Below are 18,092 nucleotides of genomic sequence, written 5' to 3' on the forward strand. Positions count from 1 at the left end.
GCTGGACGAGCCACTTGGTGCGCTTGATCTCAAGCTGCGCGAACATATGAAGATCGAACTCAAGGCGCTTCAGGCAGCGTTTGACACGACGTTCGTCTATATCACCCATGATCAGTCAGAGGCGCTTGTGATGTCCGATCAGATCGCGGTGATGAATGCCGGGCGGTTTGAACAGATCGGCACCGCGCAGGACCTTTATTACCGCCCCGACACCGCCTTTGTCGCGGGCTTTGTCGGTGACAGCAACCGTTGGACCGGAAAGATCGAAACGGCGAGCGACGGCACGCTTGCGCTGCGCACCGATGGCGGGCTTCTGATGCGCGCCAATGCCCATGAACGGCATCTTTCAATCGGTGATCGCGCCGAGATTTTCGTGCGCCCCGAGGCGATCCGCCTTGCGCGCTCTGACGCTGATCTTGCGCATTTCGACAACCGGCTAAGCGGGCGGGTGACCAGCCTTTTGTTCAATGGCGCGGCAAGCCGTATCCTTGTGCAATCAACGCAGGGTAGCCCCGAAATCGAAGTGACCCTGCCGCAATCGGGCGAATTTGCGGGTATCGGGCGCGGCGACGCGGTGCATATCGGCTGGTCCGGGGACCAGAGCAACTGCTTTGCCCTGACAGGGGCCGCGTGATGCAGGCCGGGGCGCGCCTTGGATTTGTCTTGCTGCTGACACCGCTATTGCTGTGGCTGACATTGCTGATCATCATCCCGCATATCGACATGCTGTTGCTGTCGCTGCGCGAGAGGGTCGGCGTCGGGCAATATGCCAGCAGCCCGGCCAATTACCTGGCCTTCTTCGGCGAGCCACTCTATCTGCGGACATTCATGCGCACGGCAGTGATGTCGGTTCTGGCCACGGTGATCACCCTTTTGATTGCCTTTCCGGTGTCGTTCTACATCGCCAAAATCGCCAAGGGGCGGGTGCAATCGTCGTTGTTCCTGCTCTGCCTCGTGCCGTTCTGGGTATCCGAACTTGTGCGCACATTCGGCTGGATGATCCTGCTGCGCGAAACGGGGCTGATCTCGACCTTGTTGCAAAATCTCGGCCTCGTTTCGGGGCCGGTCGAAATGCTTTACAACGATGCGGCAATGATGGTGGGGCTTGTCTATACCTCGATGCTGTTCATGGTCGTGCCACTGGTCACCACTCTTGAAAGCCTTGACGACGCGGTGATCGAGGCGGGCTATGACCTTGGCGGAAGCGGCTTTAGCGTGCTGCGCGAGATCATCATCCCGCATGCCACGCCGGGCATTGTTTCGGGGTCGATCGTGGTCTTCATGCTGTCGCTTGGCAATTACCTGACGCCGACCATGCTTGGCGGTAAGGACAGCCTGTGGTTCACCGAACTGATCTATTCGCAATTCATCGTGCGCTTTAACTGGGAATTGGGCGCCGCCTTTGGGTTCATGCTATTGATTCTGTCATCCGTGATCGTCTGGGGCATGCTGCGCGTGACCGGTCAGACGCTTGAAAAGACAATGGGTTAAGGGGGCCGATGCGATGATACCTTCGATGCCCCAACCGCGCGCGTACCGGATTATCTATACCGGGTATATCGTGATGTTTTTCATCTATCTCGGCCTGCCCCTTGCGGTGGTCGCGGTCTTTGCCTTCAACGACAGCCAGTTTCCCTCGCTGCCCTGGGAAGGCTTTACCTGGAACTGGTTCTTTGGCGATGCGCGCCCGCAAATCGGTGCGTTTCATGAACGCCCGATCCTGCGCGCGATTGGCACATCGGCCTTTGTGGGGCTGTGCGTCTCGGCGCTGTCGCTGGCGGTGGGCACGAGTAATGCGTTTCTCTTCAACCGGTATCAGTTTCGCGGTCGCGGCCTTTTGTACGTGCTGATGCTCCTGCCGCTGGTCATTCCCGGCATTGTTCTTGGCATCTCGATCCTGGTGTTTTCCAGCACGGTTGCCAATGCCGCCTGGGATGTGGCGAATTTGGATATCACCGCCTTGCGGCCGGGCCTTGTTCTGGTGGTTCTGGGGCAGTTTTCCTTTATCACCACCATTGCCACGCTGGTGATCGCCGCGCGGCTGCAAAAGTTTGACCGCACACTGGAAGAGGCCGCACTGAACCTTGGCGCGGACCGGTTGACGGCCATTCGCACGATCACCCTGCCTTATCTCATGCCCGCAATGATCGGGGCCTTTGTGGTGGCGTTCTTGATGAGCTTTGAAAACTTCAACACCACCTTGATGCTTGTCGGCTCGGACGCGCCATTGACCATCGCGATGTTTGACCGGCTCAAAGAGGGCTCGACCCCGCTTTTGAACGCGGTGTCGCTGTTGCTGATGCTTGGCTCATCCTGCCTTGCGCTGGTGATGATCGCGTTTCAGCGCAAACCCTGAACCACGGCGCCCCTACCCCTGCTGAATGCTTTCGAGATAGGCCATCAATGCCGCCAATGGGCGCGGGGTTGGGGTCAGAACGCCGTCGCCAACATCAACCGGCACCGTATCGCCCTTAAGCAAAAGGCCGAATTCCGGCATGTCCTGACCGGGAAGGCCGGTACGGTCATAACCGTCAATGACCGAGAGCACATGCGCGCGCGGAAATTCACCGCCCGACGACAGCTGGGTCAGATCGGCGGGGGCCGGCGTCATGCCCATGGCCCACGGCCCATCGCCTTTACCGCCTGCGCCATGGCATTGCGCGCAATTTTCGGCAAAGATCGCCGCGCCCTCGCTTGCCTCAGGCATCGCGGCGCTTTGCACACAGGCCGCGACCGCCGCGACCAACCCAAATCCGATCAGATATTTCATCGTGCTCTCCCTGCCCTGTTTCTAGTCGCGCGCACCCCGGTCCGCTTGAACTGATGCACGCGATCAGGGGATGCGGCCAGACTAGCCGCCCGATGGAATCGTTGCAATGAAACGCGACGCTCGCCGCCCCTGACAGGCGGCCTTGCTCAGGACAGCTCGCCCGCGAGGCCCCGGTCGATCAGCGCCACGGTCTCCTTGACGCCGTAAAGCGCAATAAAGCCGCCGAAACGCGGGCCCTGGCTTGCGCCCAGAAGTACCTCGTAGAGCGTCTTGAACCAGTCGCGCAGCGGATCGAACCGCTCACGGCCGACACCGTAAACGATGCTCTGCAAGGCTTCGTCGTCAACCGGACCGTCATAGGCTGCAAGCTGATCGCGCAGATCAGTCAGCGCCTCGCGCTCAAGATCGGTCGGGGCACGATAGGTTTTCGCAGGCGCCACGAAATCCTCGTAATACTTCACGGCAAAGCCCGCCGCCTGATCCATGTCAGGATGGGTTTCGGGGCTGGCATCCGGCGCATAGCGGCGGATGAACCCCCAAAGCGCCTCTTTATCATGCGCCGCGGCCACCGAGGCGAGGTTCAGCAGCATCGAGAACGGCACCACCATATGGCTTTCGGGCACGTTGCCGCCGTGGATATGCCAAACCGGGTTGTTCAGCCGGGCCGCCGCATCCTGACCGGCGTAGGCGCGCAATTGCTGGTGATATTCGTCAACCGCCTTGGGGATCACATCAAAATGCATCCGCTTGGCGGTTTTCGGTTTCTGGTACATGAAATACGACAGGCTTTCGGTTGCGGCATAGGTCAGCCATTCGTCGATCGACACGCCATTGCCCGAGCTTTTCGAAATCTTCTGGCCGTTTTCGTCCAAAAACAGTTCATAGGTGAAATGCTCGGGCGCACGGCCGCCCAGAACCCGGCAAATTCCGTCATAGATCGGGGTGTTGGCGGAATGGTCCTTGCCGTACATCTCGAAATCGACGCCAAGGGCGGCCCAACGCGCCCCGAAATCGGGTTTCCATTGCAGTTTGACATTGCCGCCGGTGACCGGCAGCGTCCATTCGCGCCCATCCTCATCATCAAAGGTGATGGTGCCCTCGGCAGCATTCACCTGTTTCATCGGTACATAAAGCACACGACCGGATTCAGGATGGATCGGCAGAAAGATCGAATAGGTCTGGCGGCGTTCATCACGCAGCGATTTAAGCATGATCGCCATGACCTTATCATACTCGCGCGCGGCGCGCAGCAGGACCTCGTCGAAACGGCCGGAACCGTAAAACTCGGTGGCCGAGATGAATTCGTATTCAAACCCGAAGGTATCAAGGAACCGGCGCAGCATGGCGTTGTTATGGGCGCCGAAACTGTCGTGGGTACCGAACGGATCAGGCACGCTTGTCAGGGGTTTTTGCAGATGCTCGGCAAGCGCCTCTGGGTCGGGCACATTGCCGGGCACCTTGCGCATGCCGTCAAGATCGTCGGAAAAACAGATAAGCCGCGTCGGGATATCGCTTATAAGTTCAAAGGCGCGCTTGATCATCGTGGTGCGCGCCACCTCGCCAAAGGTGCCGATATGCGGCAGGCCAGACGGGCCATAGCCGGTTTCAAACAGCACATAGCCCTTTTCCGGCGGCGCCTTTTCATAACGTTTGAGTACGCGGCGCGCCTCTTCAAAAGGCCAGGCTTTCGAATTCATAGCAGCATCACGCAGGTCAGACATCGGGCATTCTCCAGGATTCGCTTTGCCGAAACACCGGCAAGGCATCGCCGCTACCTATTGCCGGGAAGGCCAACAGTCAATATTCTGCACCGCAACAACGCAGCCTGAAAGGCCCTTCAATGACCGAGCAGATCGAACATTCCCTCTCTCCGCAGGATTGCCTTGTGGCCGTCATGATTGCCGTTTCGGCATCGGATGAAGACATGCGCACCGCCGAACTCGTGAAAATTGAAAGCACCGTCAACAACCTGCCGATTTTTGCGGATTACGATATGGACCGGATCGGCGTGGTGTCACGGACCGTATTCGACCTGTTCAGCGTCGAGGACGGGCTTGATGCGCTGTTTGGCCTCATCCGCTCCGACCTGCCGGAGCGGCTTAACGAAACCGCCTATGCCCTGGCCTGCGATGTGGGCGCGGCGGATGGTCGGCTGAACGAACGCGAGTTGCGGCTTTTGGAAGAGTTGCGCTATGAGCTCAACATCGACCGCCTGCATGCCGCCGCGATCGAGCGCGGCGCACGGGCGCGCCACATGACACTTTGATCCGGATCGGGGACCAGCGCGATTTTCCCGGTTTCCCTTTCCGGGCAATCGGTGGTTAACTCACCCCAACATTCAAAAGAGGTTTTGAGATGCGCTGTGTCTTCGTGAATATCCGCTGCAAGCCCGGTACGTCCTATCGCGTCGCCGAGGAAATCGCCCTGCGCGAAATTCATTCCGAGCTTTATTCGATCAGCGGACCGTTTGATCTTTTGCTCAAGCTCTACATCCCGGAAAATGCGGATGTGGGCCATTACATCAACGAAAACCTGCTGAGTATCGACGGCATTGAGCGGACGGAGACAACGCTGACCTTCAAGGCGTTCTAGCTTAGAATCTCAAAGCGGGTCACATCGACCAGGCCGCGATCGGTGATTTTGAGGGCGGGAATGACCGGCAGGGCCAGGAATGCCAGCTGCAAGAACGGTTCTTGCAATCCGACGCCAAGCAATTTGGCCGCCCCGCGCAGATCCATCAGGCGGTCGCGCACCACCTCAAAGCTTTCCAGACTCATCAAGCCCGCCACCGGCAGGGCCAGTTCGGCCAGAACCTCGCCATCGCGGACCACGACAAAGCCGCCTTCGATCTCGCCAAGGCGATTGGCGGCGCGCGCCATATCGGCGTAATCGACGCCAACACAGGCGATATTGTGGTGATCGTGACAGACCGTCGAGGCAATCGCCCCCGCAGAGATGCCGAAGCCGCGCACAAAGCCGGTGGCGATATTGCCGTTCCTGCCATGCCGCTCGATCACCGCGATCCGGGCCAGATCACGCGCCGGATCAGGGCGCTTGTCGCCGTCTTCGATTGCGATCTTTTCGTGCAGATGCTCGGTGATGATCTTGCCTTCGATGATGCCGATCACGTCCGTCTCTGTGCGGTTTTCCGCGATGCGGAAATCCTGTGGCGTGACCCTGGGCGCCTTGACCGATCCGCGGGCCACGGGGGCCACCGTGCCGCGCGCGTCAAAGGCTGCCGGATCGGCCAGTTGCCCCGCGCAGAGCACCCGTTGCACATCACAGGCCTCAAGCGATCGGACTGCGACAATATCGGCGCGTTTGCCGGGCGCGATCAACCCGCGATCCTTGAGACCGAACGCCTCGGCGCCGGACAGGGACGCGGCGCGGTACGCCGCCAAAACCGGCGTGCCGCGCGCGATCAGGGTCCGGATCATATGATCAAGATGGCCCTCTTCGGCGATATCAAGCGGGTTGCGATCATCGGTACACAGGCACATGTAAGGCGCTGTGATATTTGTCAAAACCGGCTGAAGCGCGATCAAATCCTTGCTCACCGATCCCTCGCGGATCAGCACGCGCATGCCCTTTTGAAGCTTTTCGCGCGCTTCCTCGGCGGTGGTTGCCTCATGTTCGGTGCGGATGCCTGCCGCGCAATAGGCATTCAGGTCGCGTCCCGATAGCTGCGGGCAATGCCCGTCGATATGCCCGCCCTCAAACAGCGCCAGTTTGGCCATCGCGGCGGGATCGCGGTGAATGACACCGGGATAATTCATGAACTCCGCAAGCCCGATCCCCGAGGCGTGGCCCATCACCTCTGCCAAGGCCACAGCGTCAATCTCGGCTCCTGCCGTTTCCATGTCGGTCGAGGGCACGCAGGATGACAATTGCACCCGGATATCCATCACCGTATGGGTGCTTGCCTGTTGAAAATAGCGAATGCCGTCAAGGCCGATGACATTGGCGATTTCATGCGGATCGCAGATCGCAGTCGTTACCCCGTGGGGCGTGACACAGCGGTCAAATTCAAACGGCGTGACCAGCGAGCTTTCGATATGCAGATGGGTGTCGATAAAGCCGGGCACAAGCGTCATGCCGGTCACATCGAGCACCTCACGCCCCTCATATGCGGCACCGATGCCCACGATGGTATCGCCGCAGATCGCCACATCGCCGGGGATCATCGCGCCGGTAACAAGGTCAAACACCGTGCCGCCGCGCAACACAAGATCCGCCGGGGCATCGCCCCGACCCTGTGCAATCCGCGCTTCAAGCTCTGCCATGGGTCGCGCCTTTCGTCTGTCTCACGGCAAGTTTCGCGCAGCGCCTCCGCCGCCACAAGCCGAAAGCGAAACAGCCCTTATGATCGCCGCCGCCGCCGCCGTCCGCCGTCGCCCTCGCCGTCATCTCCTCGGGTGTTGAAGCTGGGGTTCGGAAGGGTGACGATCTTGGCCAGTTCCGGGAACGGATCGGTCTTGTGCGGGATGGCGTTGGCGGCCACGAAATGTTCCTGGAATTTCGGCTCGATCGCGGTTTCAACCTTGGTGATCTGGCCGACCACACGCTCGATCTCGGCGCGGGCGGCAACATTGCAAAGCGCGATCCGCGCGCCGGTGCCCGCCGCATTGCCGGCACTTGTGACCTTTTCCAGCGGCACGTCGGGGATCATGCCAAGAACCATCGCATGCTTGCTGCTGATATGGGCACCAAACGCCCCGGCAAGCACAACGCGATCAACCTTGTCGACACCGCGTTCGTCCATCAACAGGCGCGCCCCGGCATAAAGCGCGGATTTCGCAAGCTGAATGGCGCGGATATCGCCTTGGGTCACGGTGATGCGCGGCCCGCCCTGATCGGTGGCATCATGGATAAGATAGGCATGCGTGCGCCCCTCGGCGATCATCCGGTCCGTGCCCGCCGCCTCGGCCGAGCCGATAAGCCCGCTTTCATCCAACAAGCCGGCCATGCGCAATTCGGCCACCGCCTCGATGATGCCGGACCCACAGATTCCGGTTATGCCGCTTGCCTCGGTGGCCGCATCAAAACCCTCTTCATCCGACCAAAGATCGCTTCCGATCACGCGAAAACGCGGTTCCTTGGTGACCGGGTCGATACGGATGGCGTCAATCGCGCCGGGGGCGGCACGCTGTCCGCTTGAAATCTGTGCGCCCTCGAACGCCGGGCCGGTGGGCGAGGAACAGGCCAGAACCCGGCTCTTGTCGCCAAGCAGGATCTCGGCATTGGTGCCCACATCGACGATAAGCACAAGGTCCTCGGATTTGCCGGGCTCTTCGCTTAGCGCGACGGCGGCGGCATCGGCCCCCACATGGCCCGCAATGCACGGCAGGATATAGACCCGCGCGCGCGGGTTGATCACGCTAAGATCAAGCTCTTTGGCATCCATCGAAAGGCTTCCCGAGGTCGCCAGGGCAAACGGCGCCTGGCCAAGTTCGACCGGATCAATCCCAAGCAAAAGATGATGCATGACCGGGTTGCAGACGAACACCGTTTCCACGATCAATGCCGCATCAATCCCGGCCTCCTTGGCGATCTCTTCGGCCAGCGTGTTCAGCGCATCACGCACCGAAGCGGTCATTTCCTTGTCGCCGCCGGGGTTCATCATCGAATAGCTGACCCGGCTCATCAGGTCTTCGCCAAAGCGGATCTGCGGGTTCATGATACCGGAACTGGCCACCACTTCGCCGGTTTCAAGGTTGGTCAGATGCGCCGCAACCGTGGTCGATCCAAGGTCGATCGCAAGCCCGAACAACCCGCCTTCATGCAGGCCCGGCCAGATTTCAAGCACCCGCGCCGAAGTATCCTTATGCGATTTGTGAAGCGCCACGGTGACCTGATACTTGGCCTTGCGCAGCACCGGCTGAAGCTTGGACAACAGGCTAAGGTCGGCGCGGATCTCGGGAATATCCCATTGCTCGCGCAGCGCCCGCGCCAGACGCTCCAGATCGCCGGTCGGCTCGTGCATATCGGCCTCGTCGACCTCGACGAAATAAAGCCTGGTGGCCGGGTCCATCTCGATCACACGGGCCGAGGCGGCCTTGCGCACGACCTGCTTGTGGACCTGGCTTTCAGGAGGCACGTCGATCACCACATCGCCCATGATCTGCGCCTGACAGCCAAGACGACGACCGGCCTTCAGGCCACGCTTTTCGTCATAGCGCTGCTCGACAGCGTTCCACTCTGACAGGGCATCCTGTTGTACCGTCACACCATGCTTGGAAAACTCGCCATAGCCCGGCGTGATCTGGCATTTCGAACAAATCCCGCGCCCGCCGCAGACCGAATCAAGATCAACGCCCAACTGCCGTGCAGCCGTCAGGACCGGCGTACCCTTGGGAAACCGCCCACGCTTGCCCGAGGGGGTAAAAACGACAAGGGGATCATTCGACATCTGTAGAATCCTGTTCATTGGCCTGCGTCATGCGGGCTGAACATAAGCCATTCGCGCGCCGGGAACAGCCCGCAACCGTCAGAAAATATCCCCTTGGCGGCATCCTGTGGCCTGCACGGCTAGCCCCAGGGGATTTCCCACCCGAAAAGCCAGATCGCCATCGGCACCGGCGCCGTGGCAAGCGCAATGGTCAGGATCGTGGCGGGCATCCGGAACAGGCCCGAAACCCCCGCCAAAAGGGTGATGCCGCCACCGCCACCAATCACTGAATTGCCGGGAATGTTGATCAATATGCCAAGCCCAAGGTAACGAAACCGCAATAGATAAGGGCCGAACCTGGTCGGCAATTGCGATTGCAGGAACGCGACCCGCCCCTTTGGCGGCAGGGTCTCGAAACGCTGCAACAACCGGCAGGCCCCGGTCAGGTGCAGATCAAGAAATACCCGGTGCAACCAACGATAAGGCACCTTGCACCCCGCCATATAGGCCAGCGACAGACCAAAGGTGGTGGCAAGCCAGACCATCGGCGCCACGCTCGGTCCGCTGAGCGCCAGGACAGACAGACCGATCTCGACACCCGGCACAAAGGGAATGGCAATCATCAGCGCATAAAGGAACAACACCGCAAGCGTCAGGCCCGGCATCGCCCAACTGTACTGGCTGGTCGAAATCCATGCCTCTGCGCGGACAAATACCTCATGCAGGGCAATGACCATAACGATCACCACCGCCAGCCGCCGCAGCGTGCGCATGATGCCCAGCTTGACCGGGGGTGGTTCAGGCGACAATTTTCCTGGAGGGGCGTTTTGATCCATTCTCCGAGTCTAGGCGCATTGGCGCGGCTTTACCAAGCGTTTCACGGGGTGATCACGGTCTTTTCAACCAATCGAGAACCGCCTGTCGGTCGCCGTCCAGATCGGGTGCGGGCGCGCGCGTGACCGGATCGGCCAGATCGCTGATCTTGATCGGGTTTCCGGCGGCCACAAAGGCGGGTTTCCCGGCCTTGTCCAGGACATCGACGACCATGTTGCGCGCCAGGATCTGCGGGTCCTGCAACACCTCGGACAGGTTCTGGATCGGCCCGGTCGGCACGCCTGCCGCCTCAAGCTCTGCAATCCAATGCGCCTTGGAATGTTCAAGGGTGACCGCCTCGATCAACCGCTTCAACAGGCGGTTGTTGTCACAACGCACCGGGTTGGTGGCAAAGCGCGGATCATCCGCCAACGGCAGGCCAAGGACATCGCACAGCCTGGCAAAAAGCGCATCATTGCCTGCGGCTATCACGAACAGACCATCAGCGGCATGAAAGGTTTCAAACGGGGTGATCGACGGATGCCGCGCCCCCGATGGTGCGGGCGGCACACCGTTGACCGTGGTCAGGGCAATCGCATGCTCCAGAATGGCGAACTGACCGTCCAGCATCGCCACATCCACCTTGCGCCCAAGGCCGGTTTTGGCGCGATCAATCACCGCCGCCAGCACGCCTTGCGCAAGAAAAAGCCCCGCCACGATATCACCGATCGAGGCACCGACGCGCACCGGATCGCGATCCTTTTCCCCGGTGATCGACATGACGCCGCTGCGGGCCTGCACCACCATGTCATAGGCGGGTCTCAAGGCATCCGGCCCGGTGTGGCCAAACCCGCTGACCGCACCATAAATCAGCCGCGGAAACCGCTCGTGCAACGTCTCCCAGCCAAACCCGAGCTTTTCCATCACGCCGGGACGGTAATTCTCAAGCACGATATCGGCGCGCGCCAGAAGCTGGTCGAAAATCTCGCGGTCCGCATCGGCCTTGAGATCAAGCGCGATCGACTGCTTGCCATGGTTAATGGCGGCGAAATAAGCGCTCTTGCCATCCTTGAAGGGTGGAAAGCTGCGGGTATCGTCACCCGTACCGGGCCGTTCGACCTTGATCACCCGTGCGCCGAGATCGCCAAGGTTCATCGACGCAAATGGCCCCGCCAGAACATGGGTCAGGTCCAACACGATCAAATCCTGCAAAGGTGCGCTCATCGGTGGTTCTCCTTCGAAGATCCGTGACAGGGCTCAATCTCACATAACCCCTCATTTTCTTCTTGGCAAAAATACTCTCGCCGAAGGCGTTCCTGGCCCTCTCCCGTCACCCGCGCCGGATATCTGCCCCCAGATCGGCCATCAGCGCCTCGAAGATCGGAAAGGACGTGGCGATCGGGCCTGCGTCATCGACGCTGACCGGCTCTTGCGTGGCCATGCCCATGATCAGGAACGACATCGCGATCCGGTGATCAAGATGGCTGGCGCAGGTCTGGCCGCCGGGCACATTGCCATGGCCAAGGCCGGTGACAATCCACCAATCCGGTCCATCTTCGACGGCAACACCGCCCGCGCGCAGGCCCGCCGCCATCGCCTCGATCCGGTCACTTTCCTTGACCCGAAGCTCCTTGACGCCGCGCATCACTGTCTGGCCCTGGGCAAAGGCGGCCACCACCGAAAGGACGGGGTATTCGTCAATCATCGAGGCCGCCCGCGCGGGCGGCACTTCGATCCCCTTGAGGTCGGGCGAAAAGCGCGCGCGCAGGTCGGCCACCGGCTCGCCCCCCTCTTCACGCGGATTTTCATAACTTAGGTCGGCGCCCATCTCGCGCAGCGTGGCAAACAGACCCGCGCGTGTCGGGTTAAGCCCGATATTGGGCACAAGAACATCCGAACCCGGCGTGATGATCGCCGCACAGACCGGGAAGGCCGCCGAGCTTGGATCGCGCGGCACCACGATGGTCTGCGGCCTCAGTTCGGGCTGCCCGGTCAGAGTGATGACACGACCCTCGTCCGTCTCCTGCGTGACAATCTCCGCCCCGAACCCGGCCAGCATCCGCTCTGTATGATCGCGGGTTGCCTCCTGTTCGATCACGATCGTCTGTCCCGGCGCATTGAGGCCGGCCAGAAGCACCGCCGATTTCACCTGTGCAGAGGGGACCGGGACGGTATAGCGCACCGGCACCGGATCGGCTGCGCCGACAATCGTCATCGGCAGCCGCCCGCCCGAGCGCCCCACCGCCTTGGCGCCAAACAGCGCCAGCGGATCGGTCACCCGCGCCATCGGGCGCTTGTTCAGGCTGGCATCGCCGGTAAAGGTTGCGGTGATCGGACAGGTCGCCATCGCACCCATGATCAAACGCACGCCGGTGCCCGAATTACCGCAATCGATCACGTTCCCCGGCTCGGCAAAACCACCGACACCGACGCCATGTACATGCCATGTACCGGCCTCGTCACGGGTCACCTCTGCGCCAAAGGCGCGCATCGCACGGGCCGTGTCGATCACGTCTTCGCCTTCCAGCAGGCCGGTGATCACGGTTTCGCCAACCGCCATCGCGCCAAGGATAAGCGAGCGATGCGAGATCGACTTGTCGCCGGGCACATCGGCCTGTCCGGTCAGGGGCCCGGATTTGTGCGATGTCATGCGAATGGGTGTGGCGTGGCCGGACATGAATGTGCCTCTTGGAAACTTTGATCTGAATGCCTGATAGCGCAATCATGACTTTGCGTCCATGACCCGCACGCGGCACGATTTGTGCCCGCCGAAGGATCGCCTCCGGCGGGAGTATTTAGGGAAAGATGAAATTTATCCCCATTGCGAGCATTTAGCCCTGCGCCGCAATGACGATGAATTCGACCTTGTAGTCTGGCGTGGCAAGCTTGGCTTCGCCACAGGCGCGGGCCGGAGTGTGGCCGGGGGCGACCCAGGCATCCCAGACCGAATTCATGTCGGCAAAATCGGCCATATCGGCAAGCCAGACCACGGTCTGAAGGATGCGGGTCTTGTCACTTCCGGCCTCGGCCAGCAGGGCATCGACTTGTTCAAGGCAGGTCCTGGTTTGATCGACGACGTTGTCGGCAGGGTTGCCGACCTGTCCGGCAAGGTAAACCGTGCCATTGTGGGTGACGATCTGGCTCATGCGGTCGCCGGTGTGGTGGCGGGTGATATCGCTCATGGGGCGGTCCTTTCGGTTGGTGTGTTTCGCCCTTTCTAGGCAGGCCATACGCCCCGCGCCACAGGAAAACGACGCAAGGCGGCGCGATTGCGCTAGTTCCACCAACGCGGGCGGTCGTGACGCGCCAGCCAACCGCCGATACTGAAATGATCCCGCCGGATCAGCAACACCAGGGCAATGAGGGCGCCCAGAACCGCAAGGTCAATCACCTGATTGCGGTGGATGGGAAAGCCGCGATCATTGACCGCGAAGGGGTCAAAAAACCCTTCCCAGCGGCGCAGCACGGTAAAGAAATGCATGATCAGCAAGCTGCCGTAGGAAAAATACCGCAAAACACCAAGTGCCACCAGAAGGCAGAGCGCGATCTGCACCCCGCCCCCAAGATAGATCTGGGTCAGGCTGACATCGACACCATCGAAATGCCGCGCAAGGTTCTGATACTGTTTGGGCGTGATGATCTTATGCGCCGCCCAGAGGAAAATGAACCACGCCAACCCGAGGCGCATGATCAACAGGGCCAGCGCGTCAAGCTTGTCCTGCGGGGATAGAATCGCTTTCTGGTCCAAGACATATCTCTCTTGTTTCGGGAAAATATGCCCCAGACCTAGCCGCGGGCTGCCGCTCGGGCAAATCACAGCTTGGCGAGAGGGTATTTCAAACGATCAGCCACCATGCGCCGCGCGACTGTCATCAGGGGCCTCGTCGCGCTCGAACTTACCGTAATCGCGGATCACGCTCACGACCCGCAGGCGATAGTCCTCGAACATCACCTCACGTCCGGCTTTTTGGGCGCCGCGATGAGCCTCGAGCTGGCGCCAACGGGTCACGGCAGCCTCGTCTTCCCAGAAGGACAGCGACAAAAGCTTGCCCGGGTTGGTCAGGCTTTGAAACCGCTCGACGCTGATGAACCCCGGAATGCTTTCGGCCAGAGGGCGCATTCTGGCGGCCACATCAAGATAGGGTTCTGTCTGGCCTTCGCCGGGGATCACCTCGAATATGACAGCAATCATTCTTCGCCTCCTGTTGCTACGCTGACCAGCTTGCGGAAGGTGCGGTCGTCGCGCAACAGGAACTTTTCCGGATGGGCGAAGGCATGGTTTTCGCGCCCTGGTAACCATACCAGATTGCGCGCCGGATAAGTCCAATCTAAGCTATTGGGGATGGCGATTCCGGTTGAAACATTTTTCCTTGCTCCCAATGCACAGGGCACCCTGCAGGCGCAGATCCAGCAGATGATCGCGCAGGGCATTCTGTCGGGCCGGTTTCGCAAGGGTGAAAAGCTTCCCTCCTCGCGCAAACTTGCGGGGCACCTTGGGGTCAGCCGAATCACCGTGACGCTGGCGCTCACCGAATTGCAGGCCAACGACTATCTTGAGGCGCGCGATCGCTCTGGCTATTTCGTGTCGCCCAATGCGCCGGAACCGCCGGCCTTTGGCGCCCCCGGCCCGGTGCGCGACACCATCGACTGGTCACGCGCCCTTGGCCGCCGCTTTACCGGTGGCGACACCCCGGAAAAGCCCCAGAATTGGGCCAGCTATCCCTATCCCTTCATCTATGGGCAGACCGATCCGGCGCTGTTTGACCATGCCAACTGGCGCCATTGTGCGCTTCAGGCATTGGGGCAGAAGGATTTCAAATCCCTGACATCGGATTACTATGATCAGGACGACCCCAAGCTGATCGAATTCATCGCCCGCCATACCCTTCCGCGGCGGGGGATATTGGCGCAATCGGATGAAATCCTTGTAACGATGGGGGCGCAGAATGCGCTTTGGCTGACCGCGCAGGTGCTTTTGACCCAGCGGCGCACGGCCGTAATCGAGAACCCCTGCTATCACGCGCTGCGCGATATTCTGGTGCAGTCGCGCTGTCATCTCGCGCCGGTCGATGTCGATCGTGACGGGCTGCCGCCCGAGGCGCTTCCGGATCATGCCGACGTGATTTTCACCACGCCAAGTCATCAGGCCCCGACCAATGCGACCATGCCCCTTGCGCGGCGCAAGGCACTTTTGGCCAAGGCTGCCGAGATGGACGCGCTGATTGTCGAGGATGATTACGAGTTTGAAATTTCGTTCCTGCGCGCGCCGCTGCCGGCGCTCAAATCACTCGATACCGAGGGGCGCGTGATCTATGTGGGCAGCTTTTCCAAGTCGATCTTTCCTGGCTTGCGGCTTGGCTATCTGGTGGGGTCAAAGTCGTTCATTCGCGAATGCCGCGCCCTGCGCGCCAGCGTGCTGCGCCATCCGCCGGGTCACATTCAGCGCACAACCGCCTATTTCCTGTCGCTGGGACATTACGACAGCCTTGTGCGCCGCATGAGCCAGGTATTCACCAAGAGGCGCCACGCCATGGAAGCCGCCCTTGCCGATCACGGGCTAAGCGTGGCCGGGCGCGGGGTGTTTGGTGGCTCTTCGATCTGGATGCGCGCGCCTGATAACGTGGACATCGGTCAGATCGAGCCGGAATTGCGCAAGGCCGGCGTGCTTGTCGAGCCGGGAAAGCCGTTCTTCTACGGCACTGATCGACCGCGCAATTTCTATCGTCTGGCCTATTCCTCTGTGCCCGCCGAGCGCATTGCGCCGGGGATTGAGCGTTTGGCCGGGGAATTGGCGAAAGCAGAGAGAACGGGCGAAAGCCCGTCCTGAGATCAGTAAATCGTTTATTTTTAGCCTGTTAAGGGCGCTCAAACGCCCCTGCCGCTGCCTGCATTGCTGCCTTGATTTTAATTATTGAGATAGTTATTCTCAATTTTAAATACATCTGGACATATCCACCATCCCCGTTTGGCCCTAGAAGCCTTGACCACCGGGGGCTAGTTTCACCCCAGATTTCCCCCTCCAGGTGCCGCCCGGCACTGCGACCCAAGGATGTAGCCCATGAAAATGACCACCGAAGAAGCCTTTGTAAAAACGCTGCAAATGCACGGGATCCAGCATGCCTTTGGCATTATCGGCTCGGCCATGATGCCGATTTCCGATATTTTCCCGAAAGCGGGCATCACCTTTTGGGACTGCGCCCATGAAGGCAGCGCCGGGATGATGTCGGATGGATACACCCGCGTGACCGGCAAGATGTCGATGATGATCGCCCAGAACGGCCCCGGCATCACCAACTTCGTCACCGCCGTGAAAACCGCCTATTGGAACCACACACCGCTGTTGCTTGTGACCCCGCAGGCCGCCAACAAGACCATCGGTCAGGGCGGTTTTCAGGAAATGGAACAGATGAACCTGTTCGCCGATTGCGTCGCCTATCAGGAAGAGGTGCGCGATCCCACCCGCATCGCCGAGACCCTGAACCGCGTGATCCTTCAGGCCAAGCGCGCCAGCGCCCCCGCCCAGATCAACGTCCCGCGCGATTTCTGGACGCAGGTGATTGATATCGAGCTTCCGGCGATTGTCGAATTCGAACGCCCCGCCGGTGGCGATCAGGCGCTCGCGCAGGCCGCAGAGCTTATGAGCAACGCCAAGTTCCCGGTCATCCTGAACGGGGCCGGTGTGGTTCTGGCCGGCGGCATCGACGCCTCGCGCCAGTTGGCAGAGCGGCTCGATGCGCCGGTGTGTGTCGGCTATCAGCACAACGATGCCTTCCCCGGCTCGCATCCGCTTTTTGCCGGACCTCTGGGCTATAACGGGTCCAAGGCCGGGATGGAGCTTATTGCGAAAGCCGATGTCGTGCTTTGCCTTGGCACCCGGCTGAACCCGTTCTCGACCCTGCCCGGCTATGGCATTGATTACTGGCCCAAAGACGCAAAGATCATTCAGGTCGACATCAATGCCGACCGCATTGGCCTGACCAAGAAGGTGACCGTCGGCATCATCGGCGATGCCAAGAAAGTGGCCAACTCGATCCTTGAAAAGCTGTCTGATACCGCCGGTGACGCAGGCCGCGCCGACCGCAAGGCCCTGATTGCCAAGACCAAATCCACATGGGCACAGCAACTCTCGTCGATGGACCACGAGGATGACGATCCCGGCACCACCTGGAACGAACGTGCCCGCGCCGACAAGCCCGAGTGGATGAGCCCCCGCATGGCGTGGCGTGCAATTCAGGCCGCCCTGCCGCGCGAGGCGATCATCAGCTCTGACATCGGCAACAACTGTGCCATCGGCAATGCCTATCCGAGCTTTGAAGAAGGCCGCAAATACCTTGCGCCGGGCCTGTTCGGTCCCTGTGGCTATGGTCTGCCGGCCATCGTCGGCGCCAAGATCGGCCAGCCCGATGTTCCGGTGGTCGGCTTTGCCGGTGACGGTGCCTTTGGTATCGCGGTGAACGAGCTTACGGCGATTGGCCGGGGCGAATGGCCCGCCGTCACGCAGGTGGTGTTCCGCAACTATCAGTGGGGCGCGGAAAAGCGCAACTCGACCCTGTGGTTTGACGACAACTTTGTCGGCACAGAGCTTGATACCCAGGTATCCTATGCCGGTATCGCCAAGGCCTGCGGCCTCAAGGGCGTGATCGCGCGCACCATGGACGAGCTGACCGAGGCGCTTAATCAGGCGGTCAAGGACCAGATGGAAAACGGTATCACCACCCTGATCGAAGCGATGATCAACCAGGAACTGGGTGAGCCCTTCCGTCGCGATGCGATGAAAAAGCCTGTTTCCGTGGCCGGTATCGACGCGGCTGACATGGTCAAACAGACCGGAAGCTGACCTTTTGAAGCCGCTCCGCCAGATACTTGGTGCCGCCAGCGGCTCTGACAAAATCATCGCCCTTGCTGAGGGCGATGATCCCCGCGTAGCAGAGGCTGCGCTTATGATCCGCAAAGAAAAAGTGGCGCGTGTCCTCCTGGTTGGGAACCCCGCCAAAATCGCGGAACATCTCGCCAATCACGGCACGCCCCCCGAGGAGGTCGCCGGTGACATCGTGATCCACGATCCCAATAACTCCCCCCTGATTGACGAATTTCGCGACACATTGGTGTCTTTGCGTGCGC

At 60.6% G+C, this 18,092-nt stretch carries 18 protein-coding genes; 8 read left to right on the forward strand and 10 right to left on the reverse strand.

Going from position 1 to position 18,092, the window contains the following annotated elements; translation table 11 throughout:
- The 3 genes from QZ522_RS10960 to QZ522_RS10970 form a co-directional block, all read left to right on the forward strand.
- On the forward strand, positions 1–634 hold a 634-nt coding region (locus QZ522_RS10960), incomplete at its 5' end, for an ABC transporter ATP-binding protein (RefSeq protein WP_294611080.1).
- A complete protein-coding gene (locus QZ522_RS10965) occupies positions 634–1,491 on the forward strand; it encodes an ABC transporter permease (protein ID WP_294611083.1) in 858 nt (285 codons plus the stop codon). The genes QZ522_RS10960 and QZ522_RS10965, both read left to right, overlap by 1 nt.
- 13 nt (positions 1,492–1,504) lie before the next feature.
- Positions 1,505–2,356, forward strand: a complete 852-nt coding sequence (locus QZ522_RS10970; protein ID WP_294611085.1) for an ABC transporter permease — start codon at positions 1,505–1,507, stop codon at positions 2,354–2,356.
- A 12-nt stretch (positions 2,357–2,368) separates the two neighbouring features.
- Here the strand turns inward: QZ522_RS10970 and QZ522_RS10975 are convergent, their stop codons facing one another.
- Together QZ522_RS10975 and QZ522_RS10980 are read right to left on the reverse strand one after the other, a co-directional pair.
- Complete coding sequence (locus tag QZ522_RS10975; RefSeq protein ID WP_294611088.1) at positions 2,369–2,770, reverse strand: cytochrome c; 402 nt, start codon at positions 2,768–2,770, stop codon at positions 2,369–2,371.
- Between the two features lie 146 nt (positions 2,771–2,916).
- Positions 2,917–4,491, reverse strand: a complete 1,575-nt coding sequence (locus QZ522_RS10980; protein WP_294611090.1) for a lysine--tRNA ligase — start codon at positions 4,489–4,491, stop codon at positions 2,917–2,919.
- Positions 4,492–4,610: 119 nt separating this feature from the next.
- Here QZ522_RS10980 and QZ522_RS10985 point away from each other — a divergent pair, with 119 nt between their 5' ends.
- Together QZ522_RS10985 and QZ522_RS10990 are read left to right on the forward strand one after the other, a co-directional pair.
- Entirely contained in the window at positions 4,611–5,036 is a 426-nt protein-coding gene (locus tag QZ522_RS10985; RefSeq protein ID WP_294611092.1) for a tellurite resistance TerB family protein, read from the forward strand.
- A gap of 89 nt (positions 5,037–5,125) precedes the next feature.
- Positions 5,126–5,362, forward strand: a complete 237-nt coding sequence (locus QZ522_RS10990; RefSeq protein WP_294611094.1) for an Lrp/AsnC ligand binding domain-containing protein — start codon at positions 5,126–5,128, stop codon at positions 5,360–5,362.
- Here QZ522_RS10990 and ade read toward each other — a convergent pair.
- The 8 genes from ade to QZ522_RS11030 all read right to left on the reverse strand — a co-directional run bounded on the left by ade (position 5,359) and on the right by QZ522_RS11030 (position 14,163).
- Positions 5,359–7,053, reverse strand: coding sequence for an adenine deaminase (gene ade, locus QZ522_RS10995; protein ID WP_294611096.1), 1,695 nt, complete (start codon positions 7,051–7,053; stop codon positions 5,359–5,361). The genes QZ522_RS10990 and ade overlap by 4 nt on opposite strands.
- Positions 7,054–7,130: 77 nt before the next feature.
- Positions 7,131–9,179 carry an ASKHA domain-containing protein gene (locus tag QZ522_RS11000; protein ID WP_294611098.1) on the reverse strand — a complete coding sequence of 683 codons (2,049 nt, stop codon included), beginning with the start codon at positions 9,177–9,179 and terminating at the stop codon, positions 7,131–7,133.
- 119 nt (positions 9,180–9,298) lie between these two features.
- A complete protein-coding gene (locus QZ522_RS11005; RefSeq protein ID WP_294611100.1) occupies positions 9,299–9,967 on the reverse strand; it encodes a hypothetical protein in 669 nt (222 codons plus the stop codon).
- Between the two features lie 79 nt (positions 9,968–10,046).
- A complete protein-coding gene (locus QZ522_RS11010; protein WP_294611102.1) occupies positions 10,047–11,195 on the reverse strand; it encodes a CaiB/BaiF CoA-transferase family protein in 1,149 nt (382 codons plus the stop codon).
- 106 nt (positions 11,196–11,301) lie between these two features.
- A complete protein-coding gene (gene aroA / locus QZ522_RS11015; RefSeq protein WP_294611104.1) occupies positions 11,302–12,648 on the reverse strand; it encodes a 3-phosphoshikimate 1-carboxyvinyltransferase in 1,347 nt (448 codons plus the stop codon).
- 154 nt (positions 12,649–12,802) lie between these two features.
- Positions 12,803–13,153: a RidA family protein gene (locus QZ522_RS11020; RefSeq protein ID WP_294611106.1), complete on the reverse strand. Its 351-nt coding sequence runs from the start codon at positions 13,151–13,153 to the stop codon at positions 12,803–12,805.
- A gap of 92 nt (positions 13,154–13,245) precedes the next feature.
- Positions 13,246–13,719 carry a hypothetical protein gene (locus tag QZ522_RS11025; RefSeq protein ID WP_294611108.1) on the reverse strand — a complete coding sequence of 158 codons (474 nt, stop codon included), beginning with the start codon at positions 13,717–13,719 and terminating at the stop codon, positions 13,246–13,248.
- Positions 13,720–13,815: 96 nt separating this feature from the next.
- A complete protein-coding gene (locus QZ522_RS11030; protein WP_294611110.1) occupies positions 13,816–14,163 on the reverse strand; it encodes an antibiotic biosynthesis monooxygenase in 348 nt (115 codons plus the stop codon).
- A gap of 150 nt (positions 14,164–14,313) precedes the next feature.
- Here QZ522_RS11030 and QZ522_RS11035 point away from each other — a divergent pair, with 150 nt between their 5' ends.
- From QZ522_RS11035 to QZ522_RS11045, 3 genes are all read left to right on the forward strand, one after another.
- The gene (locus QZ522_RS11035) at positions 14,314–15,798 is read left to right on the forward strand and encodes a PLP-dependent aminotransferase family protein (RefSeq protein ID WP_294611112.1); all 1,485 of its coding nucleotides are present in this window, start codon (positions 14,314–14,316) and stop codon (positions 15,796–15,798) included.
- Between the two features lie 231 nt (positions 15,799–16,029).
- Entirely contained in the window at positions 16,030–17,808 is a 1,779-nt protein-coding gene (xsc, locus tag QZ522_RS11040; RefSeq protein WP_294611114.1) for a sulfoacetaldehyde acetyltransferase, read from the forward strand.
- Between the two features lie 4 nt (positions 17,809–17,812).
- On the forward strand, positions 17,813–18,092 hold a 280-nt coding region (locus tag QZ522_RS11045), incomplete at its 3' end, for a phosphate acyltransferase (protein ID WP_294611116.1).

This window comes from uncultured Roseovarius sp. (assembly GCF_913054395.1).
Classification (GTDB): domain Bacteria; phylum Pseudomonadota; class Alphaproteobacteria; order Rhodobacterales; family Rhodobacteraceae; genus Roseovarius.

Excerpts from the sequence above, each read along its gene's own strand:
- QZ522_RS10965 (WP_294611083.1), top strand. The coding sequence starts at position 634 with ATGCAGGCCGGGGCGCGCCTTGGATTTGTCTTGCTGCTGACACCGCTA.
- QZ522_RS10970 (WP_294611085.1), top strand. The coding sequence starts at position 1,505 with ATGATACCTTCGATGCCCCAACCGCGCGCGTACCGGATTATCTATACC.
- QZ522_RS10975 (WP_294611088.1), bottom strand. The coding sequence starts at position 2,770 with ATGAAATATCTGATCGGATTTGGGTTGGTCGCGGCGGTCGCGGCCTGT.
- QZ522_RS10980 (WP_294611090.1), bottom strand. The coding sequence starts at position 4,491 with ATGTCTGACCTGCGTGATGCTGCTATGAATTCGAAAGCCTGGCCTTTT.
- QZ522_RS10985 (WP_294611092.1), top strand. The coding sequence starts at position 4,611 with ATGACCGAGCAGATCGAACATTCCCTCTCTCCGCAGGATTGCCTTGTG.
- QZ522_RS10990 (WP_294611094.1), top strand. The coding sequence starts at position 5,126 with ATGCGCTGTGTCTTCGTGAATATCCGCTGCAAGCCCGGTACGTCCTAT.
- ade (WP_294611096.1), bottom strand. The coding sequence starts at position 7,053 with ATGGCAGAGCTTGAAGCGCGGATTGCACAGGGTCGGGGCGATGCCCCG.
- QZ522_RS11000 (WP_294611098.1), bottom strand. The coding sequence starts at position 9,179 with ATGTCGAATGATCCCCTTGTCGTTTTTACCCCCTCGGGCAAGCGTGGG.
- QZ522_RS11010 (WP_294611102.1), bottom strand. The coding sequence starts at position 11,195 with ATGAGCGCACCTTTGCAGGATTTGATCGTGTTGGACCTGACCCATGTT.
- aroA (WP_294611104.1), bottom strand. The coding sequence starts at position 12,648 with ATGTCCGGCCACGCCACACCCATTCGCATGACATCGCACAAATCCGGG.
- QZ522_RS11020 (WP_294611106.1), bottom strand. The coding sequence starts at position 13,153 with ATGAGCGATATCACCCGCCACCACACCGGCGACCGCATGAGCCAGATC.
- QZ522_RS11030 (WP_294611110.1), bottom strand. The coding sequence starts at position 14,163 with ATGATTGCTGTCATATTCGAGGTGATCCCCGGCGAAGGCCAGACAGAA.
- QZ522_RS11035 (WP_294611112.1), top strand. The coding sequence starts at position 14,314 with ATGGCGATTCCGGTTGAAACATTTTTCCTTGCTCCCAATGCACAGGGC.
- xsc (WP_294611114.1), top strand. The coding sequence starts at position 16,030 with ATGAAAATGACCACCGAAGAAGCCTTTGTAAAAACGCTGCAAATGCAC.